General features: G+C 64.3%; 18 protein-coding genes and 1 pseudogene. 14 read left to right on the top strand and 5 right to left on the bottom strand.

Annotated elements, in window-relative coordinates; genetic code table 11:
• Positions 1–67: 67 nt before the first annotated feature.
• On the bottom strand, positions 68–2,020 hold the full coding sequence (locus ACYOEI_RS28775; RefSeq protein ID WP_462853105.1) for a hypothetical protein: 1,953 nt from the start codon (positions 2,018–2,020) through the stop codon (positions 68–70).
• A 903-nt stretch (positions 2,021–2,923) separates the two neighbouring features.
• On the opposite strand from ACYOEI_RS28775, the gene ACYOEI_RS28770 reads away from it, so the two are divergent.
• The 7 genes and pseudogenes from ACYOEI_RS28770 (at position 2,924) to ACYOEI_RS28740 (ending at position 9,466) form a co-directional block, all read left to right on the top strand.
• On the top strand, positions 2,924–3,616 hold the full coding sequence (locus ACYOEI_RS28770) for an EF-hand domain-containing protein (protein ID WP_462853104.1): 693 nt from the start codon (positions 2,924–2,926) through the stop codon (positions 3,614–3,616).
• A 514-nt stretch (positions 3,617–4,130) separates the two neighbouring features.
• Positions 4,131–4,919: a hypothetical protein gene (locus tag ACYOEI_RS28765; protein ID WP_462853103.1), complete on the top strand. Its 789-nt coding sequence runs from the start codon at positions 4,131–4,133 to the stop codon at positions 4,917–4,919.
• Between the two features lie 95 nt (positions 4,920–5,014).
• Positions 5,015–5,842 (top strand): hypothetical protein, encoded by an 828-nt coding sequence (locus ACYOEI_RS28760; RefSeq protein WP_462853102.1) that lies wholly within the window; start codon positions 5,015–5,017, stop codon positions 5,840–5,842.
• Positions 5,843–5,966: 124 nt separating this feature from the next.
• Positions 5,967–6,464 (top strand): annotated as a pseudogene (locus ACYOEI_RS28755) (LexA family protein); the annotation flags it as partial.
• The gene (locus ACYOEI_RS28750; protein ID WP_462853200.1) at positions 6,446–6,745 is read left to right on the top strand and encodes an IS1096 element passenger TnpR family protein; all 300 of its coding nucleotides are present in this window, start codon (positions 6,446–6,448) and stop codon (positions 6,743–6,745) included. The pseudogene ACYOEI_RS28755 and the gene ACYOEI_RS28750, both read left to right, overlap by 19 nt.
• A gap of 74 nt (positions 6,746–6,819) precedes the next feature.
• Positions 6,820–7,119, top strand: coding sequence for a hypothetical protein (locus ACYOEI_RS28745; RefSeq protein ID WP_462853101.1), 300 nt, complete (start codon positions 6,820–6,822; stop codon positions 7,117–7,119).
• A gap of 13 nt (positions 7,120–7,132) precedes the next feature.
• Positions 7,133–9,466 carry a 2OG-Fe(II) oxygenase gene (locus tag ACYOEI_RS28740; protein ID WP_462853100.1) on the top strand — a complete coding sequence of 778 codons (2,334 nt, stop codon included), beginning with the start codon at positions 7,133–7,135 and terminating at the stop codon, positions 9,464–9,466.
• A 258-nt stretch (positions 9,467–9,724) separates the two neighbouring features.
• Here ACYOEI_RS28740 and ACYOEI_RS28735 read toward each other — a convergent pair whose 3' ends face one another.
• Positions 9,725–10,252 (bottom strand): hypothetical protein, encoded by a 528-nt coding sequence (locus tag ACYOEI_RS28735; RefSeq protein WP_462853099.1) that lies wholly within the window; start codon positions 10,250–10,252, stop codon positions 9,725–9,727.
• Between the two features lie 555 nt (positions 10,253–10,807).
• Between ACYOEI_RS28735 and ACYOEI_RS28730 the strand changes: the two genes are divergently transcribed.
• Both ACYOEI_RS28730 and ACYOEI_RS28725 read left to right on the top strand, forming a co-directional pair.
• Positions 10,808–12,037 carry an MGDG synthase family glycosyltransferase gene (locus tag ACYOEI_RS28730; protein ID WP_462853098.1) on the top strand — a complete coding sequence of 410 codons (1,230 nt, stop codon included), beginning with the start codon at positions 10,808–10,810 and terminating at the stop codon, positions 12,035–12,037.
• 52 nt (positions 12,038–12,089) lie between these two features.
• Positions 12,090–13,490, top strand: a complete 1,401-nt coding sequence (locus ACYOEI_RS28725; RefSeq protein WP_462853097.1) for a dihydrolipoyl dehydrogenase family protein — start codon at positions 12,090–12,092, stop codon at positions 13,488–13,490.
• A 239-nt stretch (positions 13,491–13,729) separates the two neighbouring features.
• On the opposite strand, the gene ACYOEI_RS28720 is transcribed toward ACYOEI_RS28725, so the two are convergent.
• A complete protein-coding gene (locus ACYOEI_RS28720) occupies positions 13,730–15,193 on the bottom strand; it encodes a sigma-70 family RNA polymerase sigma factor (RefSeq protein WP_462853096.1) in 1,464 nt (487 codons plus the stop codon).
• A gap of 296 nt (positions 15,194–15,489) precedes the next feature.
• Complete coding sequence (locus ACYOEI_RS28715; protein WP_462853095.1) at positions 15,490–16,125, bottom strand: PEP-CTERM sorting domain-containing protein; 636 nt, start codon at positions 16,123–16,125, stop codon at positions 15,490–15,492.
• A 557-nt stretch (positions 16,126–16,682) separates the two neighbouring features.
• On the opposite strand from ACYOEI_RS28715, the gene ACYOEI_RS28710 reads away from it, so the two are divergent.
• The 4 genes from ACYOEI_RS28710 (at position 16,683) to ACYOEI_RS28695 (ending at position 22,877) form a co-directional block, all read left to right on the top strand.
• Positions 16,683–17,339: a hypothetical protein gene (locus ACYOEI_RS28710; RefSeq protein ID WP_462853094.1), complete on the top strand. Its 657-nt coding sequence runs from the start codon at positions 16,683–16,685 to the stop codon at positions 17,337–17,339.
• A gap of 327 nt (positions 17,340–17,666) precedes the next feature.
• On the top strand, positions 17,667–20,024 hold the full coding sequence (locus ACYOEI_RS28705) for a DUF1592 domain-containing protein (RefSeq protein WP_462853093.1): 2,358 nt from the start codon (positions 17,667–17,669) through the stop codon (positions 20,022–20,024).
• A complete protein-coding gene (locus ACYOEI_RS28700) occupies positions 20,021–21,370 on the top strand; it encodes a DUF1552 domain-containing protein (protein ID WP_462853092.1) in 1,350 nt (449 codons plus the stop codon). The genes ACYOEI_RS28705 and ACYOEI_RS28700 overlap by 4 nt, the downstream gene beginning before the upstream one ends.
• A gap of 34 nt (positions 21,371–21,404) precedes the next feature.
• Positions 21,405–22,877 (top strand): ankyrin repeat domain-containing protein, encoded by a 1,473-nt coding sequence (locus tag ACYOEI_RS28695; protein WP_462853091.1) that lies wholly within the window; start codon positions 21,405–21,407, stop codon positions 22,875–22,877.
• A 225-nt stretch (positions 22,878–23,102) separates the two neighbouring features.
• Here ACYOEI_RS28695 and ACYOEI_RS28690 read toward each other — a convergent pair whose 3' ends face one another.
• A complete protein-coding gene (locus ACYOEI_RS28690) occupies positions 23,103–24,353 on the bottom strand; it encodes a DUF4832 domain-containing protein (protein ID WP_462853090.1) in 1,251 nt (416 codons plus the stop codon).
• A 321-nt stretch (positions 24,354–24,674) separates the two neighbouring features.
• Here ACYOEI_RS28690 and ACYOEI_RS28685 point away from each other — a divergent pair, with 321 nt between their 5' ends.
• Positions 24,675–25,802 carry a TlpA family protein disulfide reductase gene (locus ACYOEI_RS28685; RefSeq protein ID WP_462853089.1) on the top strand — a complete coding sequence of 376 codons (1,128 nt, stop codon included), beginning with the start codon at positions 24,675–24,677 and terminating at the stop codon, positions 25,800–25,802.
• Positions 25,803–26,021: the final 219 nt, after the last annotated feature.

Genomic DNA, 26,021 nt, shown 5'->3' with positions numbered 1-26,021 from the left:
TGCGGCTTTGTGCCTTGGTGATGAAGGGACTGCGCGTCGAACGAGGAGAGTCAGGTTTCCCCAAGAATCATCTCCCGACGGGCAAGTATCCGTGATAGACCCCGAGCCAGTAGCCGAGCGTCCAGGCGACGCCGTCGTGCTCGACGCGGCCGTCGCTGCCGCCGTCGGGGACCCAGGGGCTGGCGTTCCAGCGCCCCTGGGAACGTTCCGAGGGGGGCAGGACGCGGTCGGCCTGGGTCGGGTGCCGATGGATCCCGGGCGCAAGGAGGATTCGCACGTCGTGGCGAGCCGAGTTGGTCGTGGTCCAATCCACGAGCTCCCAGGGCCAGTCCTCGAGCGACTGGGTCGCGGCCTCGACGTCGCAGCGGCGACCGGTGGTCGCGCCGTAGATGAAATTATAAAAGGGGCTGTGCTCGGGGCGGATGCTCTGCTCGGTCGTCGAGTCTTCCCAGGTCCTCGCGATGCTCTGGAGAAGGATCCGGCGCCTCGCGGGATCCTTCTCCATCGTCAAGAGAGGATAATAGGACATATAGAGGAGTTCGTCGTCGCCGTGGTTGATGTCCGGCCACTGCCCGGTCGCCCCGCGCCGCATCATCAGGCCGTTGAGCAGATAGTGGTGCTTTGCGATCAGGTCGTCGGCGACCTTGGTGTACTTCGCGTCCCCGGTGACGTGCTCGGCGACCTTCAGGAACGCGAGGATCTCGAGCGAGTTGAGCGGGCGGAGGTCGTAGTAGAACGGGTGGTGGTTGATCAACTCGGGGGACCAGATCCCCCAGCGCGTCTTGTTGCCGGTGTGGCCGATGAGGTCGAGGCCGCCGTCGATGATCCGGTCGGTGACGCGTTTGACGACGGCGGCGACCTCTTTCTTCTCGGCCTCGTCGGCGACGAGGTCGTAGTAGAGGTGGAAGGCGAAGTAAGGACCGACGAGCGCGTCGCTGCTGGTGTCCCCCTTGCACCAGAGGGTCGGGTCGACCTTCGAGCGGAACCAGATCTTCGAGGTGTCCCCGGGGGCGTGGACGAGCCCCTCGAGGTTGACCCCCTTGACGCCCGCGTTTATCTCGTCGTCACTGACCATCGAACGGGCGAGATAGCCGGGGATTCCGGAGAGACGCTCGAGGTCGAGGAGGGCCTTCATGCTCCCCCGGGCGTGCTCGCGAGCGACGGGGTCCTTGGTCGCACCGAACCGGAGGGCCATCGCCGCGACGTACATCGACGTCCAGAGCCCGTCGTTGTCGCTGACCCGAGCGACGGAGCCTTGCGACGGGTCCCCCGGGACCTTGAGATCGGTCCAGCAGAGATAACCGCGACGGTTGTGGCGTCCCCAGGCGATCTCGTCGTAGTGTTCGGCCTTCTGTCCGAGGGTGATCGACTTCTCTTCGATGCGGGCGTAGCCCCTGGCGGTTTGAAGGCAGACCCGTCCCTGGGGGTCGGACCAGATCGCCTCGACGCGGTCGTCGGGCAGCCAGCGCCGGCCCCAGAAGTATCGGAAGTGGCCGTCGCGGAGCCGCCAGGCCCCCTCGGGGGTCCCCGCCCAGACGTCGCCGTTCGAAGCGAGGTGTAAGCAGGTGATCACCTCGATCGGGACGCCGTCGCGGCGGTCGAAGCTTTGCCACCACTGCGACCCGTCGGTGACGTAAAGCCCTCGGTCGGTCGCCACCCAGATGTGCCCGATGGAGTCGCTCACGACCTCCGACACCCTGGCGCTCGGCACGACCGAGGGCTGGCCGGGCTCGGGCGTCTTGGGGCCGATTTCGAGGGGCTCGAACCGAACTCCGGCCAGGCGGAAGGCCCCTCGGTCCGTCACCACCCAGACCTTGTCGCCGGCCCTGGCCGCCGAGAGGAGTTTGGCCCCTTCCGGGAGCTTGTCCTTCGCGACGAAGTCGAATGCGGGCTTGGGGCGGGCGAAGCCCTCGGGGGGCGTCGCCCCCTCGAATCGCTCCGAGAGGAGTTGTGGGTAGGTCCCGCCAAGGCAAGCCGGAGAAGCGAGGGCCGCGAGAACAAGGGGCATCGCCAGGCGCATGGTGTCCGGACCTTCGGGCCGAGGATCGTGAGCGAGTTCCCGAAACTACCCGAAATCCGCCCGCGATGCGCACCCTCCTGGGAAAACAACTCTCCCACCTTGCCACACGTCCCGAAGGTCACGCGGGGAGTCTCGAGATTCTCGGGATCTCCATGTTTTCGGGGCCGTGGGGCTTTCGGTTGACGCTACTATGATTGCGTGGCTGTTCTCAAACGAACCGGCGGCAAGGGGTGGAATCTCAACGCCCTCGCGTCGGATCGAGACGGCCCGACGGTCGGCCGACTCGGGCCTGAATTCGCTGTCCAATCGCCTTGACCGTCCCGCGGATTCCCCCGCGCCGCCGTGGATGGGGCGTGCTCCTCCCCCTTCCCGAGGTCGAGCCGCATCGTTGCGATCGATCGGCCCGCGATCTCCTCTCGGCTGGCCCTGAACCAGGTGTCCTACCGGGATCGATCGGCCCTGCGCCGGTCGGGGTGCTGCCGTTCGATGGCCGACTTGGCGTGGGGCAAACCTCGGACGGCGGGGGATCGTCCGTGAGCGTCAAGGGAATGGCCGACTTTCGAACGAAGTATCAAGGACGTCTCGCCGGGCGACCTCGGTCCCGATATCAACCGAACCTGGGTTCTTCATGCCTAGGATCGTTGACGGACTTCCGCTGTCGATTCCGATGAAGACATGGGGAGGTTTGTCAGGGAGGCCGAGGACGGAGTCTGGACTCGTCCTCAGGTCAAGACCATCGGACGGGATGTGAATGGCGTCCGTCCGGTGTCTCGAAGTGCGTCTGGGCGAGGGATCGAGGCCCGGCGACGGGCCATGGCTCCTCGCGACAGGGGAAATGGGCCGAGGCGTGGTGTCGGATGGGGCGCGGGCCGCATTCGTCTACGCATACTGAGGAGATGATACGTGCAACTTTACTGGAATTCCGTCTATAATGCGCTGATCGACTTGCCCCCGGCCGTGCTCATCGGGGTCCTGTTCCTGTCGCTCGCCTTGGCCATGGTCGTCTCCGGGATCTTCACCCTGATGAAGAAAAGGGTTGCCGATACCCAAATGCTTCTGACCGTCCTCATCATGGCTTCGCTGGCCATCTCGGCGGCCATGGGGATCGGCTACGAGCGGTTTGCCCGAGAGCAGACGAAGTACCCGCCGGGGTTCACGATCCGCAACCCCAACCAGCCTCGGAACCAGAACAACGCACGGGGCGGTCAGCGCATCGGCTCGAACACGTTCTTCGCCCGGCGAATCATGGAACTGGCCGACACCGATAAAGACGGACGGCTCAGCACCGAGGAAGCCTCGCACGCGGCGAGCGAGTTCATCCACTCGGTCTCCCGCGGCGACCACGACTCGATCGACTCTCGCGTCCTCGGCAACTCGATCCGGTCGATCCTCTACCGTCCTCCCGGGGCTCGGATCGGGCCGAACGGGCTCGCCGCCTCGCCCCAGGACCCCGGAGTGTTCGACGAATTCGATAGGAACAAGGACGGGAAGCTCTCCCGCGATGAGTTCCCCGAGGTCTCCCGAGGCCACTTCGACGCACTCGACGTCAACAAGGACGGCGTGATCACTCGCGACGAGAACCTGATCTCCTCGTGAGCCGCCGGCCGAATCGGAATCATCGAGGGCACGTCGCGGATTCGGAGTCGTACCGAATCCAGGACGTGCCCTTCGACTTGGGATAGGGATGAAACGCGGATTGGAAAAGGCGGATTTATCCGCAGATGACGCAGATTGACACAGATAGAATCGCGAAAACGACGATTGGTTTCAGGCGTTGTTTTGACTTTAAAAATATGATGGTAGTATTTGCATTTCGCTGATCTCCTCTCGGAGATTCAGCCAGGGCGAGAGCACCAAGACTCTGGGGATTCAATGCCGAGAGGACGGTCACGTCTCAGATGTTCTCTCGAGACCCTTTGTGTCTTCGTGCCTTTGTGGTGAGGTATCCACCGCGACCAACGCGGGCGACCCGGTGGACTTCATTGAGGAGACTCGGTCTTGGCCGTTGTTGTATAATCCCCCGCGGTCCTCGATGCGCCGGGGTGATGGGTGAGGCCTTTTCTCCGCGGGGCGATGGACGGGCCGGGATTCTCGACCGGGGACACGTCTGATGGCCGCGCTCCGCGTCTCGATTGGCTCGTTGGTCGCGTTCATCGCGTTTCTCTCCGTCGGACTGGCTGCGCTCCAGTTTGCGTCAAGTCCGTGGGCGGGAGTGGTCTTTTCGGGCACGCTGGCGACGTTGACGTACGCACTCCTGGCCGCCTACTGTCAGAGAGGGGGGCGCCGGGACGCCTGGGTCGGCTTTGCGCTTTTCGGATGGGTGTATCTGACACTGACCAACGGGCCGTGGTTCGACGCCAACGTGAGGCCGCTCATGCTGAGCACGAAGGTCATCCGTTGGTCGTATCCCTGGCTCGTCCCCGACTCTCGGCAACCGCTGGTCTTTCGTTCCGGCCTCCAGACGTTCGTGATTAAGAGCCCGGTCCTCGGCCAGCAGTTGGCGTTCGAGCGGATCATGAATTCTCGGGTCGACGTCTGGGTCAGGGATGCCCCCGACCAGCCGATGTCCCCGCTCATCGAGGATGCGACGGTCGTGCAGGTCGGCGGGAGCCGAAATGTGGTCTCCCGCGTCGGGGTCCAGATCGACAGTCGCCAGTTGGCTAGACTCACGCAGGCCGAGGTCGAGGGCAAGCAATTCATCCTGGCCCGACATTCGCCCGGGATGCTCTCGGCGATGTGGGCGTCGCCCCCAGTCGAGGAGCGAGACTTCGAACGCGTCGGCCATGCACTCGTCGCACTCCTCTGCGCGGGTATAGGAGCCGTCGCGGGCCGATCGATGTCGCCGAGTGGCGGCAGGGGTGAGACGCAGCAGGAGGTTCCTGGGTCGTACACGCCTTAATGCTGGCGATTCGAGGCGATTTCGGCTCGAATGAGGGGATGGCGGATCGCGCGTCGCGGGATCCCCGCGGTTGTCCCCCTCATGGAGGTCCCTCGATGGCCCGCCTCATCCGGATGCACCACGTTTGGCGTTGGGCGTCGGTCATGGTCCTGGTGGCGTTGGATGCAAGGTTCGGGTCGTCGGCAGTCGGTGATGACGAAGTACCGCCGGCCATTGTCCGGGGAGAACGACAGCTTCCTGCCTGGGCCGCGAATCAGATGGATTACTGGCTTTATGGTGGCGGGCTGAACGCCGACTCCGCTCGCGACAAACTGGAAACGATCCTCGGCGTGCAGATCGCCGACATCGACCAGGCCTGCGGACTCTCCGGCCTCCAGAAGAAGAAGCTCCGCCTTGCGGGTCATGGTGACATCAAACACTACTTCGACCGCGTTGCCGAGACGCGGAGCGCGTTTGATCGCGTCAAGGGCGACGCGCAGAAGGTCATCCAACTCGCTCAGGGGATCGAATCCCTCTCCGCCATCGCCAGTGCCGCCCCTTTCGGTGAAGGCACGGTGTTCGCCAAGGCACTCAACTCGACGCTCCGTCCCGACCAATCCTCGAAATACTCCCTACCCGAACGATCGAAGGGCCTGGCGGGGTTCGTCGACGCCGTGAATGCGATCATCGAGCGAGCGAAGCTCCTCTCGAAGCTCAGTGATCTCCAATGCGACCTCTACCGGCGCCTGCTCCTCAACTCGACGCGACCCGCTCGGATCCCCGGGATCTGCGACGAGGCCGTCATCCTGCTCCAGGCCGCCAAACTCCCCGAATCGGAGGTCCGGCCGATCTTCAACAACGACCAATGGCCGACGATCGCCGGTCAGTTCGCCCAGATAAAACGCATCGAGCCGACGCTCCGTGAATTCGGCTGCCTCCCCTGACATGCCATATGATGCGAGCCCGAAGTTCCCGCGACGCAAGGCGTCTGAGGACTTCGCTGCCTTCTCGTTCGGGACGTTGTATCCTTCCTGGGGATGATCCGTTTCCAGCATCGGCGAGAGACGCATGGCTCAATTTACCCCGACCCAGGGTCGTTACCTGGCCTTCATCCACGCCTATACCGAGCTGCACGGTATCCCGCCCGCCGAGTCAGAAATTGCCGTGGCGCTATGCGTCTCGCCTCCTTCGGTCAACCAGATGGTGAAGACTCTGGAGAAGAAGGGGCTGATCCTACGCCAACCCGGCCAGGCACGTTCACTCGAAATCCTGATCCCGGCCGAGGATGTCCCGCCGTGGAGCCGAGGTCGGAGAGACAACGCCGCGACACGGCCTCGGGCTCCGGGTCCTCGGTCCGCGCCCGCCCCGTCAGGCCCGCCTGCGAAGTTGTGCGTTGTCCAGGTCTTCCTCAAAAGTGGACCCGTCAGCAAGGCTTTTCAGAACAAAGTCTGCAGCAGGACGATTGAGATCCGCGGCGATCAGACTCTCGGTGAATTGCACGAGGCGATTTTCCAAGCCTATGACCGATCGAATGAACACCTCTACGAATTTCAATTTGGAAACGGCCGTATGATCCCGACGGTCCCAACCTCGGGATCCCGGAACCTGTTTCGGGTCAGAGCAAGGGCCGAGGTAAAGGAAAGCCGGCGCGAGGAGACGCACGGACGACGACGCTCGACGAACTGGGTCTCGAGAATGAACGCGTCTTCGGCGACTGGTTCGACTTCGGCGACGATTGGTTTCACCAGGTCCAGGTCGATCGGATCGATGAAGCCATCCTGACGGTTACCTATCCTCGCCTCATCAAACGTGTCGGCAAGTCGCCGCCTCAATACGCCGACGAATAATCTGGTCTTACGACGGAGATGGTAGTGGAAGCCTCGAGCCTTGGATCGCATGGTTTCTTGGAGAGTTGACGAAGATGTCGAAACGGAAACGGAAGCGGACTCCTGCGGAGAAGAAGGCGCGTCGTGAACTCAAGGCGAGGACGATGATGGTCTTCATGAACGGGAGGCAGGTGCGGGTTCCCCGGCCCCAACTCATCGACGGGATGTCCGTCGACGAGTTCATCGCCAGGAATGCCGACCCAATCTGGTTGCATCAGGAGGAGCTTTGGCATCTCATGCCCTCCTTCGACAATTTCGGATCGGACCCGAACGTCCAGGAGAGAAGGTGGACGTGCCGGGATCGGGTTTTTGGCGGTCTCGTCGAGGCTTCTTAAGGCGGAGAGACACGTGAGCGATTCAACTGACCTCGAATGGGTGTTGGATGCGTTCGGGGAGACGATGCGGTCGAGCCGATTTTGCGTCGAGGGGGACTTGCCGGCCCTCGACCCCAAGCTCGACGTCGACGGGCCGGGCCGAATCGCGTTTCCGCTGGGGCAAGGCAAGGCGAAGCTCCTCATCAACGCCTGCAACGTCGCCCCCTATGGCAAGGGGACCAAGACTCTCGTCGACCCGAAGGTGAGGAGGACCTTCGAACTCGACCCGAAGTCGTTCCGCCTCGGGGTCGAATGGGCCGCGGCGATCCACGGGCTCATGGAGCCGATCGCCGCCGACCTCGGCCTACCGCCGGGCCAGTTGGAGGCCAAGATCTACAAGCTGCTCGTGTACGAGCGAGGCGGGTTCTTCCTCCCGCACCGCGACAGTGAGAAGCACGACCGCATGGTGGCCAGCCTGATCGTCGTCCTTCCCAACGACTTCGACGGCGGGTCCCTGGTGGTTCGGCACGGGCCGGTGAAGAGGCGCGTGAAGTTCGAGCAGGCGAAGGCTCGCCGGTCCCCGTCCTACGCCGCGTTCTACGCCGACTGCGAGCACGAGGTCGAAAAGGTCACCAGCGGGGTTCGGGTCTGCCTGGCCTATAACCTCGTCCTGAAGGCGGGACCGGAAGGGGAGGACACGACCGAGCTGCCGACCGGACTCGCGGAGGATCTCGCCTCCTCGATCCGATCCTGGACCGCGGAACACAAGGCGAAGCCGCTCGCCTTTGCGCTCGAGCATCATTACACGGAACGTGGGCTCTCGCTCGACCTCCTCAAGGGGGCGGATCGGGCGCTCGCCGATCTGGTACTCTCGGCTGCCGAGAAGGCGGACGCCGTCGCCTATCTTTCCCAGGTCTCGCGGCACCTATCTCAGTACGCGGACGACGGCAGCGACGACTGGGGAGCGCCGAGTCGCTACGCACGCCGGGGACGACAACACGGCATGGAGATCGGCGAGACCTATGAGGACGAGCTCGTCGCCGATCAGTTCGTGGACGCCGACGGCGAATCTCACCCATTCGGCAAGATCAGGCTCCAACCCTCGGCGGTGGTCTCCTCGATCCCGATCGACGACTGGACCCCGACGACGGAGGAATACGAGGGCTACACCGGGAATGCCGGGAATACGCTCGACCGTTGGTATCACCGGTCGGCGATCGTCGTCTGGGCCCGCGACGACCATTTCGACGTCGTTTCGGGAGGGGGAGTGGATGCCTGCATCCCGCTCTTCTCCTCGATGGTGGCGAAGATCGCCAAGACCCCCAAGGCGCGTCGCGAAGCGGCGCGTTCGGAATGCCTTCGATTCGCCAGGGCGATCATCGCCGCCTGGCCACATTCCTATTACCGTTACGACTCGAGCCGAGCCTCAGAACTGGCCGGCCGAGGGGTTTTCCCGAGGCGTCTCCTCACGCTCAAAGATCGGGGAATCATCGCGGAATTCTTGACGGCCCTCCCCGGCCACGACGCGAGCATCGACATCGCCTCGGTCGTCGTGGACGCGTCCCGCGAGTTCGGCTGGGACGCCTTCGCGGAGGAATTGAAGGAGCTGATCAAGTCCCCGGTCAATAATTATGATTACAGTATTATCACATCTCGCGACGTTGAGTGGCTCTCGGCGTATTGCGTCGACGAGTCCGTCGACAAGGACAAGGTGAAGCTCGGCCGCGCCCTGTGCGACCTCGCCCTGGAACGCGTCTGCACGGCTCCTCCGCAGAGATCGGGTTACAACTCGTATGAGTCGGCCTCGACCGCCACCGCCGTCGAAGCTTCGCTGACCCCGCTGATCGAGGCCCTCGCGTCGTGCGGCCATAAGAAGGGCCTGATGCAACTCTTGAAGCACGTGCACGAATCTCCGAAACGCTTCCGCCTGGACTATTGCCAGGTCCCCGCGCTCGAGACGTTGATCCCGTGGTCACGGAATCGCTTCGGCGAAATCCCCCCGGCCCTCGCCACCTGGCTCTCGTCCGTCCGGAAGACGCTCGAGGCCGCGGTCGCCAAGGCACCGATGCCCCCCTCCAACTGGAAACGTCCCGTGGACGTGACGTGCTCCTGCGAAGTGTGTACCCCGCTCAAGGCGTTCCTGGCCGACCCAAAGTCGGAGGTTGTACGGATCGCCGCCCCCGAGGACCGGCGTCAACACCTCGAATCCGAAATTCGACGACATCAGTGTGATGTGGTGAGCCAACTCGAGAAGAAAGGAAGGCCGTATTCTCTCGTCCTCACCAAGACCGATGGCTCATTCAAGCGGGCCGACGTGCGATTCGAGGCGGACCAGAAGCTCCTGAAGAGGATCCAGGCCCTTTCCTAGCCCCATTCGGCCGCGATCGGAGGACGGCGCTCTCAATCATCATTTTTGTTCATTTTAGCCACGGATTGAACACGGATGAAAAGGTTTCAGATCATTTAGTCCTTCAGGAATTTTCCATCTGCGTCAATCTGCGTCATCTGTTGATGGATTCGCCTCCTCTGATTCGTGTTTCATCTGTGGCTAAAAGCTAACGACCCGGTCAAGCTTTCGGATGACGACGGGTCGTTGCAAACTCTACAGAGGGAATCGTCGCGGAGATCACGTCAGGTCAGAAAGGGCGGGCTCGCCGCGCAGGGCGCGCTGGACGGCCGCGATTTTCGTCTCCTGGACGTAGACGCCGAGGTCTTCGGTGCGGTCCACGGCCTCGAGCGTGAGGTAACGGGCAGCCTCCTCAGGGGTGCCCCCACGAATGTTCATCGTGGCCTGGACCGCGGCGAGGGCCATGAGTGGGTCGGGCGATTCGAGGAGGTGGCCGACGGGATCGACTTCGAGCGACTCGCAGAACTCCTGGTAAATCGCCTGCTCGATCCGGATGTCGAGGGCCTGGGCGTAGTCGAGTGCCACTTCGTCGGACGCCAGGACGGGGCCGTTGGGCCCGCTACCTTCTTCGGCGACGATCGCGCTCTCGCTCCCGCGGCGGACGTTCCGCGCGTCCCATTGCCGGGGCGATTTCCCCCTCGGCCGGCCGGCGGCGCGCCAGAGGGCCGTCAGGTCAAAGACATAGCCGTCACCCTCCGTGAGTTGTCGGCGATATTCCGCGAAGACGGGTGAGTCGGGGACGTCCATCGTGGATGGCCTCGATGTGAGCTCGTTGCGACACCGGGGGTATACGAATTGGCGGTCCTTGCCGTGAATCGACGGGACTCAGCTTCGGTCCTTAGCCGCGATCGGTTACCGATCGTCACGGCGAGTTTGAGCAGAATGGGAGAGGTGGTCGAATCCTTAAGGTTGGCGGTGCGATCCTCGCCGCTTTAAAATCCGCGGGACTCGAGCCTCGTGTCGTCGAGGGCCTCGGGTCGCCGCCAAGCGAATTATGAGGTCGCTCCCGCCCCCGGGCAAGAGGATTTTTCCCTGGCAATTCCGGGACGTTGGTCTGCGGCATCGAAGTCGCGCAAGGATGCGGGCGACCATGTTAGTCGACTGTCCGGCGATCGTCCGAGCCGACCGCGCGCAACGGGCGCCGAGGTCTGTGACGGGCGTCGTCCTCGAAACTGTCTCCCTCTCCTCTCAATAAATGTACGCCATCAATCGAAGTCTCAGGAAAGGAACCGGTCGAAAAAGTTTTTCGGATGACCGGGATGGTGGGGTCGGGACTGGGAGTCGACGAATACCGGGGCGAACATGTCGAAAAAAGTACTCATCCTCTCGGCTTCGGCGGGGGCGGGGCACCTGCGGGCAGCCCAGGCCGTCGAGCGCGCGTTCGCGGAGTCTGGGGTCGCCGAGTCGGTCCATAACTACGACACGCTCGAGTTCACCAACCCGCTCTTCCGGCAGCTCTACTCCAAAGCGTATATCGAGATGGTCAACCGGATGCCGGAGGTCCTCGGCTGGCTCTACGACCGCCTCGACCAGCCGGACCTGGACGACCGGCTCCAGTTGGCGTTCGACAAGCTCAACACCCGGCCGCTGATCAAGCTCCTCGAGGACCTCCGTCCTGATATCACCGTCTGTACACATTTTTTGCCGGCCGAGATCATCTCCTGGCTCATCGGCAACGGGCGGCTCTGCACCTCGCAGGCGATCGTCATCACCGACTACGACCTGCATGCCCAGTGGCTTTGCCCGAACTACGCGCACTACTTCGTGGCGATCGACGAAGGGCGTGCCCACCTCGAGGAGCTGGGCGTCCCGCCGGAGAAGGTCACCGTCTCGGGCATCCCGATCGACCCCGTCTTCGCCCGGCCGAAGGACAAACGCGCGATGCGGGAGAAGCACGGGCTTCGGCCCGACGGGGCGGTGATCCTCTCGTCGGCGGGCGGGTTCGGGGTCGGCCGGGTCGACGAGCTGATGACCTCGCTCCTCAAGGTCCAACATCGAGCCCAGGTCATCGCGATCTGCGGCCGGAACGAGGAATTGAAGGCCCGGCTCGAACACATGGCCGCAGGCCTCTCCGCCGACGCGACGGTGGCCTTGAAGGTCGTCGGGTACACGACCGAGATGGACGAGTACATGGCCGCGTCGGACCTCGTCGTCGGGAAGCCGGGTGGGTTGACCAGTTCCGAGGCGATGGCGCGGGGCCTCGTCTTCGTGGTGGTCAGCCCGATCCCCGGGCAGGAGGAACGGAACTCCGACCACCTCCTCGAAGAAGGGGCGGCGATCCGCTGCAACAACCTCCCGGTCCTCGCCTACAAGATCGACCGGCTCCTCGACGACCCCAAACGTCTCGACGCGATGCGTGCCAACGCCCTGCGGCTGGGGCGGCCTCGGGCGGCGTTCGACATCGTCTCCAAGGTCATGCAACTCGACGGACCGCAGGCGACTCCCATCCCCAAGAAGTCGGGCCAGGCGCTTTCCAAGCGCGTTCCTCGGGTTAAGATCCACCTGCCAAGGCCCAAAGGCGGCGGTCGTTGATCCTCGGGGACGACGACCGGCCGCGAGGCCCGGCGTCCCTAGGGAGCCGCCCATGTCCACGGCCGAAGATTATGATCTGGTGGTGCTCGGGAGCGGCGAGGCGGGCAAATACCTCGCCTGGACGTTCGGGGCGGAGGGGCGCAAAGTGGCCGTCGTCGAGCGACGGTACGTCGGGGGTTCGTGCCCGAACATCGCCTGCTTACCGAGCAAGAATCTGATCCATGGCGCCAAGGTCGCCTCCTATTTCCGGAGGAGTGCCGAGTTCGGGATCTCCGTCGGCGACTGGACGGTCGAGATGCCCGGCGTCCGCGACCGCAAGCGTCGGATGGTCGATGGCCTGCGCGAGCTCCACCTGCATAAATTCCAGTCGAGCGGCGCCGAGCTCGTGATGGGCGAGGGCCGCTTCGTCGCGCCCAGGACCGTCGCAGTCACCCTCGCCGATGGCGGCACGCGCCACCTGCGCGGGGCGAACGTGGTGGTCAATACCGGCACGCGTGCCAAGGTCGACGACACCCCCGGACTCGCCGAGTCCGGGCCGTTGACTCACATCGAGGCACTCGAGCTCGACGAGCTCCCCGGCCATCTCCTCGTCCTGGGAGGCGGCTACGTCGGTCTCGAACTTGCCCAGGCCTTCCGTCGATTCGGGAGCCAGGTCACCGTCATCGAGCGGAACGGGCGACTCCTCCATCGCGAGGATGTAGACGTCTCCGAAGCCCTGCAACAACTCTGTGACGACGAGGGGATCGCGGTCTCCGCCGGAACTCGGATCGACCGCGTCGAGGGGACCTCAGGCCGCTCAGTGACCCTCCACGCGACGCGCGACGGCGCCCCGGTCACGATCGAGGGGACCCACCTCCTGGCCGCCAGCGGGCGCGTCCCGAACAACGAAGGCATCGGTCTCGAGTTGGCCGGGGTCGAGCTCGACCCCAGGGGCTTCGTCAAGGTCGACGAGCGACTTCGGACAACGGCCCCAGGCGTGTGGGCGGTCGGCGACTGTGCGGGAAGTCCCCAGTTCACCCACATTGGCTTCGACGACTTCCGCGTCGTACGGTCCGACATCACCGGCGGCGACCGCGTGACGACCGGCCGCCAGGTCCCTTCTTGCCTCTTCACCGACCCGGAACTCGCCCGAGTCGGCCTGAACGAGACCGAGGCGAAGTCTCTGGGGATCGGCTACCGCCTCGCGAAGATCTCCATGGCCGAGGTTCTCCGCACCCGGACCCTTTCCGAGACCCGAGGCTTCATGAAAGCCCTGGTCGAAGCCGACGGACATGGCGACCGCATCCTCGGCTTCACCGCCTTCGGCAACGAGGCCGGCGAGGTCATGGCCGTCGTCCAGGTCGCCATGTCCGCCGGCCTCCCCTACTCCGCCCTCCGCGACGCCATCCTGACCCACCCCACCATGGCCGAGGGCCTCGGTTCCCTTTTTCGCGACGTGGCGGCGAAGTCTTGACGTGGTTATGGTTAGTGTGGTTTGTAGATATCTTGTCGGGTGGGCAATGCCCACCCGACAAGACTCTGTGGCGGTTCGAATTCCTATTTTTTCCGATGGTTTTGCAGGGTAGGCATCATCCAACTCCGTAAGGCCGTTGTCCGATGCCCAGGCCGGAGTGCTGGTGGGCAATATTATTGTTTAGTGATGACCTGATGGCCTATGATAATTGATGTTGTCTTGGATGGGCGAGGAGGAGATTATTCTGGTTTGCGGCGCTTGTGCTCGAACTCGAGTTCCTTGGACTTCTCTTGGTCCCAGGCGTGCTGCTTGGTGAGCTCGTCGAGTCGCGCCTTCTCGAGGTTGCTCCTCAGTTCCTTGATCGTCTTACCCTTGGTGTATTGCTCGAGGACGGCCCTCTTCGTCTCGGCCTGCTCGAGTGCATATCGCTTCTGCTGGAGGGCGACCTCGTCGCTGATGTTCTGAGATTTGGAAACATATTTTTTCTCTTTCATTCGGGTGGACCACTCCAAACGGTCCTCCGCTCGCTTGCATTCGGCTTCGGCTAGGCCGATCTCGCCGAGCACCGATTGGAGCTCCTGCTTAAAGAAGTTTTCCTCGTACCCGATCACGTCCAACTCAGCGAGTTCGCGGTTCAACTTCGCGATCTCGTAGACGAGCTTGGCCCTCTGGGAGGCATACTGCCATGGATTTAAGTGTGCCTTGACGACCTCAGGGGCTGGTCCTTCGGCCGAGGCCTTGGATGTGGGCGTCCGTCCCTCGGGGGGCATTGGTTGCGACGAGGATGGCGGCCCGTCGCTCGATGCCTCCTCTTGAGAGCCGAAGACGTACACTCCCGCCGTGCCGGAAACGAGTCCGATGGCGAGCGTTGCGATGGCGAGCGTCCGAAGTTGGGTCCAGGGCATGGCTTTGAGCACTCCTCGTGTAAGCGAGAGGACATGGGGAGAGACACTGACGCCCGTACTGACTCGTGCCGAGAGTTGCATCGCGCCATCAACAGCCTTTCGCGAGGCTCGCTTCGACAACCCGGCGAGGAGGGGCGACCTCCCCGACTCGACGACGGGGCCGATGGCGCCGGGGGCCAGGCCGCGGCGGGCGAGGACGTCCCGGAGCCTGGCCCGCCCCTGAGCTTGTCGGCTCTTGACGGTGCCGATTGGCCAGCCGAGGGCCCGCGCCGCTTCCTGGTGGGTTCGACCTTCCAGGTCGCAGAGGACGAGCGGGGCGCGATATTTCTCGGGGAGTCGGCCGACCTCTTCGTGGATCGCGGCGTCGCGATCGTGGTCGAGCCACTCACCGGCCTTGGCGGTATTCGATGAGCTTCGCTCGGCGGATCGGCGTTCGAGGCGTTTGCGGCGGTTGGTCGTGTTCCGGAGGCATGTCGCGGTGCGGCAGGCGACCTGATGGAGCCAGGGGCCGAGCGAGTCGCGGACCCAGAGGGATCGTGCCTTGCGGACGAGGACCAGGAAGGTCGCCTGGAAGGCGTCCTCGGCGCCGTGCGGGTCGCGGATGATGGCGAGGCAGACCCGCCAGACCATGGTCTCGTGCCGCTCGACCAGGGCCGAGAAGGCGAACTCGGCCGACTCGTCGGTCTCCGTCGCGAATCGCTCGAGGAGTTGGCCGTCGGTCAGGTTGCCGATGGAGCCGAGGTTGTAGAGCGTCCCGAGTTGTCGGAGGACGGCCCCTTCCCGACGTTTGGCGATCACGTGGTCGACTCCCCGGCCCTGAGGCCCCCTGGACACCGGCGGAACCTGACGGAGCGTTTCCCCTATAATGTCACAAGGGGGTCCTTTGGTTCTGCGAACCTGCCGGGAAGTCGACGAACTTCGCGAGTTGCGGCCTTCGCTTTCGAAATGCAGAGGAAGGCGTTCTCAAGGCGTATCCTGATCCCGGAGATGATTGTAATGCAACCACTCCGGAACTTCAGGAGCCGACGAGCACGCCTTCCGATGTCTTTGCGATTCAGAGGATCGCCGCCCTCACTCCCTGGCGTGTCGAAGTTTTACGACCGGCGATTTCGGCGGTAGGCGACCGCGGCAATCCCGATTCCCGCAAAGAGGGCTAGCGAGCCGGGCTCCGGGGTGTTGACAGGCTCGATGGACGAGAAGGTCCCCTCGATCTGCCCAAACGTCTGCCCTCCCACGGCAAGATTCCCAATAAAGAATGAGCCGGTGTTCAAGATGAGCGGGAGGTTTCTGAGATTATGGAGGTCGACGACCGGGCTGTAGAATGACAACCCAACAGAATTCGTGCCGTCGGAGGCCGACATCGAAGCCTCATCTTGCTGGGTTGAGCTCGGGTCCATAATGGAATTGTGAGTTAAGCCCGCGTTGAACGAGACGTTGGAAAGCGGATCGGCATCGTTTGCGAAGTGGAACGTTTGGCCTCCGGCATCGACCGTCATGCTGACCTCGCTGCCGTTTTCGACAACCTGACTGGGATTCGTGCTCGCCCCGGACGGTGCGTTGACAACAGCCGGATCGGCATCAAATGTGAAGCTTCCGCTAAACTGCGTGGACCCGTTGACCGGGGCTTGGAGCGTTCCGGTGAAAGCATACGTGAGAGGACTCGCTAACGCGGGAGTACCCCCTACGAGGGCGATCGAGGCCACGACGAAGAGCAAAGAACTTGCGCGCATGATCGAATCCTTTCCAGTGGTTTCCTTGGGTGCATGACGCTTCCTCGCGTCGACATTAAACTAACTTCGCACTCTTAATTCCACCCCGACTTCTGTCGGGGATACGAATTATTCACAAGCCCGAACGTGAGCTCGCTGTTGCGTCAATTTTTTTTGGATTCAGCGATTCAGGTCTACTTAATGTGAGTGCCACGCCGTCTCAAGGCCGCTCGTCTTTTACCCGGTTGACGACCCGCTTTTTGACCTCGACGAACCCGGCCTCTGGGCGATCGGGAGGAGATGGAAGGACTTGGGGGTTTGGGCTCTTGCCGATTGTGAGGGGGTTAAGCAAGCGGCTGTTGCCCGGCCGGGTCGAAGCTGGAAGACGTGATCAACTCGGCGTACGCAAACAAGACGACGTGTTCAACTTCGACGTGAGAATGGAGTTTTCTTTTGCGGATGCAACTTGAAGGAGGTCGGCTAGGGAATTAGGATCATCGAGGTAGGGAGCCCGACGTCGACCCGGAATCGATGCGGCCGACGAGGTTGGCTCAACAATCGACGTGGAGACCGGCAACATGGGGCATGCGAAGTCCTTACGGTTTACGTTGTTGCATGCCATGATCTTTGTCGTCGCGGTCGCCGTCGGTCTCGCCATCCCGCGTAGTCTCGGCAACTTCGTCACCGTCCGACGGGATGTCACCGTCTCCTTTCAGGAGCGAGTCGGCGTGACTTCGAACGTAGGGGTCAACATCAGCGACTTCATGAATCGCGAGACGGCCGGCTGGTTTCGACCTCCCATCAAGGGATGGATCATCTACTGGTCCCGTCAAATCACGTTTTGGCCCGGGCCATGCCTGGCCGCGCTCTCGCTCGCGACCTTTGGTTTGGGCCTCCGCCAGGATCGCCGGTTTGCTCGGCGACCGGGGATGGCGATGGGGTTAGGGGTCGTCATCGCCATCATGGTGGCGGCCGTACGCCTCCCGCACCTCTTGATTGCCGGTCCGAGTCTGTCGAACCTCCGCGTCAAGGAGTGGTGGTTGGAGTTCTGGTTCACCCTCCCTGGGATGGCCGGCTTCGCCGTCGCCGTCTCCTGGGCGACGCTGGTGTTCGGCGGTCGCTGGCGCGTCGGGCGAGGATGGTTGAATTGGCTCGGAGTGCTGCTGGGTGCGTGCTGGATCGCCATGGCGACCCTCGACCTGGCCACGTCCTGGTATTATGCGTTTCCGAGTTGATTGGCTCGCCGGCGCTGAAGTACCGCAGAACGCCACTCTTGCATCGCGCAAAAGCTAACGGGAATCCGCCCGGGGGTGGCGTGCATCCTGGGTTTGCACCGGGTAGAATCTCCGATGTCCGTTCCTACGAAACGATGTACACGCTTTGGCGTCAATGACGCGGATCCGGGGCTCCACCCGCAGATGTGGGCTCCTCGCGACCGGCCGATCGACGCGCTCGCCTTTTGAAGCGACTTGGCGTGCGGATCGACGGGTCGGGGATCCCGGGGTGGAATTGCCTCGGCGTGGGCGTCGATTCCCGAGTGATTCGCCGAGGGGGTGTCCCTGATGAATCGTCGGCGAGTGTGGATGTTGGCGAGCCTGGTCGTGGCGCTCGGGGTCGCCCGAATCGCCTCGGCCGACGGGTCGACGCCGAGCGGGCCCAAGCTCCTCGGCGCGTTCGTCGAGCGGTACTGCGTCAACTGCCACAACGGCGATGAGAAGTCGGCGGGCTTGGCCCTCGACGGGATCGACTCGGAGGCCGTCGACCGGCAGCCGGAGATCTGGGAGAAGGTTTATCGGAAGCTCGTCACACGGCAGATGCCGCCCTCGACCGTCACCCGGCCCGAGGAGTCCGAGTATGACCCGGTCCTGGCCGCGATCGCAGGGCCGATCGACCGGGCGGCGGCCGAGCATCCCAACCCAGGGCGGACCGACACGTTCCGGCGGCTAAACCGGACCGAGTACCGCAACGCGATCCGCGACCTGCTGGCGCTCGACGTCGACGTCTCGACGCTCCTGCCGCCGGACGAGTCCAGCCACGGGTTCGACAACGTGACGGTCGGCGACCTCTCGCCGACCCGGCTCGATCGCTACATCACCGCCGCGCAGAAGATCAGCCGGCTGGCGGTCGGCCGGCCGGGGCGGACGCCGGGTGGTGAGACGTTCCGGGTCCGCCCGGACCTCACGCAGGAGGAACACGTTGAGGGCCTGCCGCTCGGTACGCGAGGTGGGGCCCTGATCCCGTTCACGTTCGCCCAGGATGGCGAGTATGACCTCCAACTTCGGCTCGCCAGGGACCGGAACGAACACGTCGAGGGGCTTTCCGAGGCTCATGAGGTCGAGATCCTGCTCGACCGTGAGCCGCTCGCGCGTTTCACGATCAAGGCTCCCCGGTCGGAGCACGACCATGAGACGGCCGACGAGCATCTGAAGATCCGGGCTCGGGTGAAGGCGGGGCCGCATCGGGTGGGGGTGGCGTTCGTCAAGAACCCGTCGTCGCTCCTCGAGACGAAGCGGCAGCCGTTCCAGGCCCATTACAACATGCACCGGCATCCTCGCCTCACGCCGGCGCTGTATCAACTCTCGATCACCGGGCCTTACTCCGCCGAGGGGCCTGGCGACACCCCGAGCCGCCGCCGGATCTTCGTCGCCATGCCGAAGGGCCCCGGCGAGGCCGAGCAGGAAGCCGCGGCCGAACAGGTCCTGGCCACGCTCGTGCGCCGGGCCTATCGCCGGCCCGTCACCGACGACGACCTCGCGAAGCCGTTGGCGTTCTTCCGTGCGGGGAGTATCGAGGGAGGCTTCGACGCCGGGATCGAACTTGCCCTGAGTGCGGTCCTGGTGAATCCCCGGTTCCTCTTCCGGATCGAGCAAGATCCGTCGGGCGTCGCCCCGGGCTCGGCCTATCAGGTCGATGACCTCGTGCTGGCGTCTCGGCTCTCGTTCTTCCTCTGGAGCAGCCTCCCCGACGACCGGCTACTGGACCTGGCCGCTCGGGGTGAGCTTGGCAAGCCGGAGGTGCTCGAGACGCAGGTGCGGCGAATGCTGGCGGACCCTCGGTCGCGCAACCTCGTGAGCAACTTCGCCGACCAGTGGCTCCACGTCCGCAACCTCGAGTCGATCACCCCCGACCTCCGGCTCTTCCCCGACTTCGACGACAACCTCCGCCAGGCGTTTCGTCGCGAGACCGAGCTGACCTTTGAACAGCTCTTGAAAGATGATGGGAGCGTGCTCGACCTGTTGAAGTCGGACCGGACGTTCCTGAACGAGCGGCTGGCGAGACACTACGGGATCCCCCACGTCTACGGCAGCCGGTTCCGCGCCGTGCCGCTCGAAGCGGGGAGTGTCCGGGGGGGCCTGCTCCGTCAGGGGAGCATCCTGACGGTAACCTCGTACGCCACCCGGACGTCGCCGGTGATCCGGGGGAAGTGGATCCTCGAGAACTTCCTCGGGACACCCCCGCCCCCTCCTCCTCCGAACATCCCCGCGCTCAAGGAGAACACGGTCTCGTCGAGCCTCTCGGTCCGCGAGCGGCTGGCCGAACATCGACGCAACGTCGCTTGTGCGGGTTGCCACCGCTTGACGGACCCGGTCGGTTTCGCACTCGAGAATTTCGACGCGGTCGGGCGTTGGCGGACGTCCGAAGAAGGAAAGGCGACCGACGTGTCCGGTGGATTGCCCGATGGCAGTCGGTTCGAAGGGGTCGCGGGGCTCGAGGACGCCTTGCGGAAGCGTCACGAGGCGTTCGTGGGCACGCTGGCCGAAAAACTGATGACGTTCGCCCTTGGCCGAGGGGTCGAGCCGTTCGACGCCCCCGCCGTGCGGAAGATCGTGAAGGATAGTCGGGCGAATGACGACCGCGTCTCTTCGCTCATCGTGGGGGTTGCCACCAGCACGCCGTTCCGGATGAGGAAAGCCGAATGATCGTCTCGAAGAAGGCCCTGCCGCGTCGGACGTTCCTCCGAGGGCTCGGGACGACCCTGGCCCTGCCGCTCCTCGACGCGATGGTCCCCTCCATGACGGCCCTCGCCGCGACCCCGGCCGCCCCGGATCGCCTGCGAAGGCTCGGGTTCATCTTCATGCCCATGGGCTGCGACGTCACGCGCTGGACGCCCCCTAAGGCCGACACGCTCGACGAGCTCTCCCCGATCCTCAGCTCGCTCGCCCCCGTCCGCCGCCACGTGACGGCGATCACGAACCTCGAGCTCGAGAACGCGTATCCCGGCACCCACGCGACGTCCAACGCCGCCTTCCTGAGCGCGGCCAGGGCCAAGCTGACCGAGAGCACCGACTATTACCTCGGCACGACGGTCGACCAGGTCGCCGCGCAGCAGATGGGCCAGGACACCCAGCTCCCGTCGCTCGAGCTGTCGATGGACCTCCTCTCGATCGTCGGCCAGTGCGACAACGGGTATGCGTGCGTTTATCAGAACAACCTCTCCTGGTCGTCGCCGACGACCCCCCTGCCCTCCGAGGCCCACCCCCGCATCGTCTTCGAACGCCTCTTCGGCGAAGGGGGGACTCCCGAAGATCGGCGCTCCGCGCTCAAGAAACGGGCGAGCCTCCTCGACTCCGTCACCGAGGAGATGGCGAGCCTCAAGACTCGCCTCGGGCCGGCCGACCGCGCCCGTGTCGGCCAGTATCTCGAGAGCGTCCGCGAGGTCGAGCGGCGGATCCAGAAGGCCGAGGCCGACGCGAAGGACAACCCGCTCCCCGACCTCGACCGACCCGAGGGCGTCCCCGCCTCCTACGCCGACCACGCCCGACTGATGTTCGACCTCCAGCTCCTGGCCTTCCAGGGGGACGTGACCCGCGTCATCACCTTCCAACTCGCGAGGGAGACGAGCTCCCGGACCTACCCTGAGATCGGCGTCCCCGACCCCCACCACCCGCTGACGCACCACGGGAACGACCCCGACAAGATCGCGAAGATGGCGAAGATCAACGCGTTCCACGTCTCGCTCTTCGCCGAGTTCCTCGCGAAGCTCGAGGCCACACCGGAGGGCAACGGGACGCTGCTCGACCACTCGCTCTATCTCTACGGCAGTGGGATGGGCAACCCGAACCTCCACGACCACAAGAATCTGCCGATCCTCGTCGCCGGCGGGGCCGCCGGGAAGATGCGCGGGGGACGCCACATCCGCTACGAGCAGCCGACCCCGCTTGCTAACCTCCACCTGACGCTCCTCGACAAGGTTGGCGTCCGCCTCGAATCGTTCGCCGATAGCCGAGGGCAGCTCGACGAGCTGTTCGAGCCCCTTTCGATTTGAGGCAAGCTCCGGATTGGGCCGGGAGAAGATCGCGATGCTTCGGATTCGAATCGGTCTGGGCCCGGTGCTCGTCGTCGTCCTCGCCTCCGGCCCGGCGGCCCTCGCCGCCGGCAAGGCCCCTATCGCCGACGCGGCCGAGGTCTCCGACTCCAAGGCGGTCCGCGAGTTGGTCGAGCGGAAGGCCGATGTGAACGCGACCCAGGTCGACGGGATGACGGCACTCCACTGGGCCGTCTATCACGACGACCTCGCGACCGCGACGCTCCTGATCGGTGCCGGTGCCGATGCGAATGTCGAGACTCGCTACGGAGTAACGCCCCTGTCGCTCGCCTGCACGAACGGGAACGCCGCGGTCGTCGAGCTCTTGCTCGGGTCCGGGGCCGACCCGGAGAGGACGCTCCGCGGGGGCGAGACGCCGCTGATGACCGCCTCGCGGACGGGCAAGGTTGGGCCGGTGTTGGCCCTCCTGGCCCGGGGCGTCGACGTCGACGCCAAGGAACGGCGCGGGCAGACTGCGCTTATGTGGGCGGCGGCCGACGGCCATGCGGCGGTCGTCGATGCGTTGATCGCGGCCGGTGCCGGCTTCCGCAGCCCGCTCCCCTCAGGGTTCACCCCCCTGCTCTTCGCCGTCCGCGAGGGCCGCACCGACGCCGTGCGGGCCTTGCTGAAGGCGGGTGCCGACGTGAACGAGGTGTTGCAGCCGAAGTCGAGGGCTGGCGGGAAAGCCCCGCGACGGGGGACCAGCCCGCTGATCATGGCCGTCGAGAACGGCCACTTCGCGCTCGCGGCGGTCTTGCTCGACGCCGGTGCCGACCCGAACGATCAGCGTTCCGGGTACACGGCCCTGCACACGCTCACCTGGGTCCGCAAGCCGAACCGCGGCGACGGCGACGACGGCGATCCCGCCCCGATCGGCTCCGGAGACCTCGACAGCCTCGCGTTCGTCGACGTGCTCGCGAAGCACGGGGCCGACGTCAACGCCCGGCTCAAACGAGGTCCATCCGGAGGCGGGCTCCTCGGAAAGACCGGGTCCTCGCCGTTCCTGATGGCCGCCGCGACCGCCGACGTCCCGCTGATGCGTGCCCTCGTCAAGCTCGGGGCCGACCCCAAGCTCCCGAATGCCGAGCACTGCACCCCCTTGATGGCCGCCGCCGGCGTCGGCACGCTCGCCCCTGGCGAAGAAGCGGGTACCGAACCCGAGGCACTCGAGGCCGCCGCCCTGACCCTGGCCCTCGGCAACGACATCAACGCCGTCGACGACAACGGCGAGACCGCCATGCACGGCGCCTCCTACAAGAGCCTCCCCAAGATGGTGCAGTTCCTCGCCGACAACGGGGCCCGCGTCGACGTCTGGAACAAGAAAAACACTCACGGCTGGACCCCGGTATCGATCGCCGAAGGGCACCGCCCCGGCAACTTCAAACCGTCTCCCGAGACCTTCGCGGCCCTCCAACACGTCATCGCTCCGACGGCCGCTGCCCCGATGTCGTCACCTTCCCCCCGGTAGGTGGGGTACTCCTGCCCCGCGTCTTCCTCCCGATGGAGAAGAGGGTTGGACCAGTCCTCCCGATGTCGGCTCTGCCTGAAAACGCCACAAGCGTCCAAGGCAATCCACGAGGCTCGTGAGCGACTGGTCCAACCCTCTTCTCTACCGGGGGAGAATTGTTGCACGGGTGCCTGTGTCGCGGGCGAGCGAGGCGGCTGGGCACTGAGTCGAGGAGGACGTCTCGCTTCAGGGCAGGTCCGCCTCGAATTCGATTTGCTGCCCTGGCACCAAGCGATCGGACTCGATGCGAAGGGTCGGTTTGTCGCCGCCGGCCGTCACGGGGAAGCTCCGGGACTGACGGGGCAGCAGCCCTTTGAGCGAAACCTGAGACCGCACCCCATTCACGGCGGGGAACGCGTCGTGATAGATCGGCGCGATCCCCGTGTTCTCGATCGTGACCTCGGAACGTGTGGCCGAGGCCACGAACTTGGTGACGCGGAACCGGTATCCGCAGGCCATGCCCGCCTCTCGGATGCGTTCCGGTGGCTGATACCGGGGTTGGCCGTCGCCGATCATGAATGAGATGTGGAACTTCGCGGCGTGCTCCGAGAACTCCACGCCGTGCGGCCCTGTCGCCGAGAGCGCGGCCCTCTGGTCTTTGGGCTCGAAGAAGCTGAACTCGCCGCCCGCCGGCGCGAGCTTCCAACGGTCTCGCCCCATGCGATCCCAGTTCGGTTCATTCTCCTGCTTGTGCCGGGCGTGGTTGAAGGAGTCGTCGAAGACCCCGAACGGCAAGGCCAGGAGCTTCGGGTCGGCCGCATAGGGGGCGTGGTCGCCGGCCGCATCCACCGAGATCATCCAAGGCGTCTGATGAAAGCGTCCGGCGAGTCGCTCGGCGAACTCGCGTTGAAACGCGAGGGAAGGGAACGTCTTTCCCATCGTCATCGGGCCGTCGTAGATGTGATACTCGGCCCAGAGCCCGAAGCCGACCTCGAGGTACGCCAAACGAGGATCCCGGTCGTATTTCTCCGCGAAGCGATCGAAGAACTCGAGGAGGAATCGACGTAGCTCCGGATGGGACCAGTCGGGGAACCCGGTCCGCTTCTTCTCGCTGTTGGCCACGATGCCCTGGTAGTCCGGGAGCTCCCGGATGTACGCCGGGACTCCGGATGGCTTTCCCACGTAGGTGTCGTGCCAACGGAGGACCGCCTGGTGCTTACGCCCGGCGATCGCGTTCAGGAGCGACTCGACCGGTCCCCAGTCGTATTCACCCTTCGCCTTGACGACCTGGTCATACTTCAAATAGCTGTATTCGAGCTGGATCGGCGCGGTGGAGGTCCGCTCATTGGTCGCCCACAAGACGATCCCCGTCATCGGTTGAACATGGGTTAGTTTCGCTTGCAGCGGGATTGGCCGGAGCTCGTCGGCGTGGCCGATCGCCGTCGCCAATCCGACCCATAGTCCGAGCAGTCCTGGCAGAGAATGCCTGTTGCTCATCGTCGCCTTCATGTAAGAACGTTTCCACTGAACTTCGAGGTGCCACCTCAACGCATTCTGGTCGTCACGCCGAGGAATTGCTCGTCCAAATGCGTCGGCCGCCCCGGATTCGGGCTAGGCGCTCCGGATGAGGAGGGCGGGAAGATCGGCGCGAGGTCTCGGATCTCGCGTATCCTTTCGCCGGCGTTTGCGGGGACAGGTGGTAGGAGGATCGTCCGGAAGTCGAGTCGCTTCACACGGCGACATCGACTCCGGCGACCGTGATCGCGCCCGGGTCTGGATCCGGACCATGATTCACTCTCGAGAGGATGAGCGACCGCCATGCCGCACACCGTGATCACCTGGTTCATCGCGTCACTCGCGGCGACCGCCGCCCCCGCCGAGGCCCCGAAGTCGGACTCTTCGCCCGGGTTCGAGGCGATCCGGAAGGAATATGAGGCCGCCGAGGCCGCCTACCGCGACGTCGTGCGGGAGCGGTATCTGAAGACGAAGGCCGAAGGCAAGCGTTTGTATATCCCGTTCGAGGAAACGCCCCCCGCGCGATTCGCCGCGCGATTCCTCGAATTCGCCGAGAAGAACCCGGCCGACCCTTCGGCCTTCGACGCCCTCGAAAAGGCGATCACCGGGAGCTACGTCAATCCCGAGATCCGAGGGAAGACCCTCAAGCGGCTACGTGACTCGTATGTGACCGACCCGAAGATCAAGCGGCTCGTCGTCCCCCTGATCATCTCCCACGACGACGAGTCGGACCACATGGTCTTCGAGATCATCGCCCGGAATCCCGACCCCGAGATCCGCATCCTGGCGTATAAGTCACTGATCTATAGCGGCGAGCAGTCGATCCAACTCGCCGACAGGATCCGGGCCGACGACGCGATCCGCAAGGATATGGAAGCGAACGAAGGGAAAGTTTATGTCGAGGCGTCGCTCGCACGCGGCGAGCGTGCCAAGACGGACGTCGTGCTCTACCGGAAAATCGTCCACGACCTGTACGCCGACCGCGTGCCCGACCTGTCGATCGGCCAGGTCGCGCCCGAGCTGGCTGGCCAGACGCTCGACGACAAGGAGGTCAAGCTCTCCGACTATCGGGGCAAGGTCGTCGTCCTCGACATCTGGGCGACCTGGTGCGGCCCCTGCCGCGAGATGATCCCGCACGAGCGGGAGATGGTCGCCCGGCTCAAGGACAAGCCTTTTGCCCTGATCAGCATCAGCGTCGACGAGGAGAAGTCCACCTTGACGGACTTCCTCGCCAAGGAGCCGATGCCGTGGAACCACTGGTGGGTCGGGTCCCAGGGCAAGCTCGTCGAGACGCTCGACGTCCGACACTTCCCGACGATCTACGTCCTCGACGCCAAAGGCGTCATCCGCGCCAAGGAACTCCGCGGCGAGTCGCTGGAGGAGAAGGTCAACTCACTGCTCCAGGAAGCCGAGGCTAAACCGGCAGAATGAGCCGAGGGTGATTGCCCGGAAGGGAGGATTCACCACAAAGGCACAAAGGCACAAAGGCCACAAAGGTAGAGAAGGATTCATTCCTTTTTAGTCCGAAGTTCCAGGCCCGGTTTGGGCGGAAAGCACGCTCCAGCAAGGGGTTAAGTGCGATTTCGGCTCGGAATTGTAGCCACTAAAAATTTTCAGACAATCTTGACAACTTCGGTTTCGTCGAGAAAA

It is taken from the genome of Singulisphaera rosea, assembly GCF_054877945.1.
Note: the sequence above shows the minus strand (reverse complement) of the source record. Positions and strands in the feature narration are given on the sequence as shown.

What these genes read in the sequence shown, in the direction of transcription:
- ACYOEI_RS28775 (WP_462853105.1), bottom strand. Translation starts at nt 2,020, where the DNA reads ATGCGCCTGGCGATGCCCCTTGTTCTCGCGGCCCTCGCTTCTCCGGCT.
- ACYOEI_RS28765 (WP_462853103.1), top strand. Translation starts at nt 4,131, where the DNA reads ATGGCCGCGCTCCGCGTCTCGATTGGCTCGTTGGTCGCGTTCATCGCG.
- ACYOEI_RS28760 (WP_462853102.1), top strand. Translation starts at nt 5,015, where the DNA reads ATGGCCCGCCTCATCCGGATGCACCACGTTTGGCGTTGGGCGTCGGTC.
- ACYOEI_RS28745 (WP_462853101.1), top strand. Translation starts at nt 6,820, where the DNA reads ATGTCGAAACGGAAACGGAAGCGGACTCCTGCGGAGAAGAAGGCGCGT.
- ACYOEI_RS28735 (WP_462853099.1), bottom strand. Translation starts at nt 10,252, where the DNA reads ATGGACGTCCCCGACTCACCCGTCTTCGCGGAATATCGCCGACAACTC.
- ACYOEI_RS28730 (WP_462853098.1), top strand. Translation starts at nt 10,808, where the DNA reads ATGTCGAAAAAAGTACTCATCCTCTCGGCTTCGGCGGGGGCGGGGCAC.
- ACYOEI_RS28725 (WP_462853097.1), top strand. Translation starts at nt 12,090, where the DNA reads ATGTCCACGGCCGAAGATTATGATCTGGTGGTGCTCGGGAGCGGCGAG.
- ACYOEI_RS28715 (WP_462853095.1), bottom strand. Translation starts at nt 16,125, where the DNA reads ATGCGCGCAAGTTCTTTGCTCTTCGTCGTGGCCTCGATCGCCCTCGTA.
- ACYOEI_RS28710 (WP_462853094.1), top strand. Translation starts at nt 16,683, where the DNA reads ATGGGGCATGCGAAGTCCTTACGGTTTACGTTGTTGCATGCCATGATC.
- ACYOEI_RS28705 (WP_462853093.1), top strand. Translation starts at nt 17,667, where the DNA reads ATGAATCGTCGGCGAGTGTGGATGTTGGCGAGCCTGGTCGTGGCGCTC.
- ACYOEI_RS28700 (WP_462853092.1), top strand. Translation starts at nt 20,021, where the DNA reads ATGATCGTCTCGAAGAAGGCCCTGCCGCGTCGGACGTTCCTCCGAGGG.
- ACYOEI_RS28695 (WP_462853091.1), top strand. Translation starts at nt 21,405, where the DNA reads ATGCTTCGGATTCGAATCGGTCTGGGCCCGGTGCTCGTCGTCGTCCTC.
- ACYOEI_RS28690 (WP_462853090.1), bottom strand. Translation starts at nt 24,353, where the DNA reads ATGAGCAACAGGCATTCTCTGCCAGGACTGCTCGGACTATGGGTCGGA.
- ACYOEI_RS28685 (WP_462853089.1), top strand. Translation starts at nt 24,675, where the DNA reads ATGCCGCACACCGTGATCACCTGGTTCATCGCGTCACTCGCGGCGACC.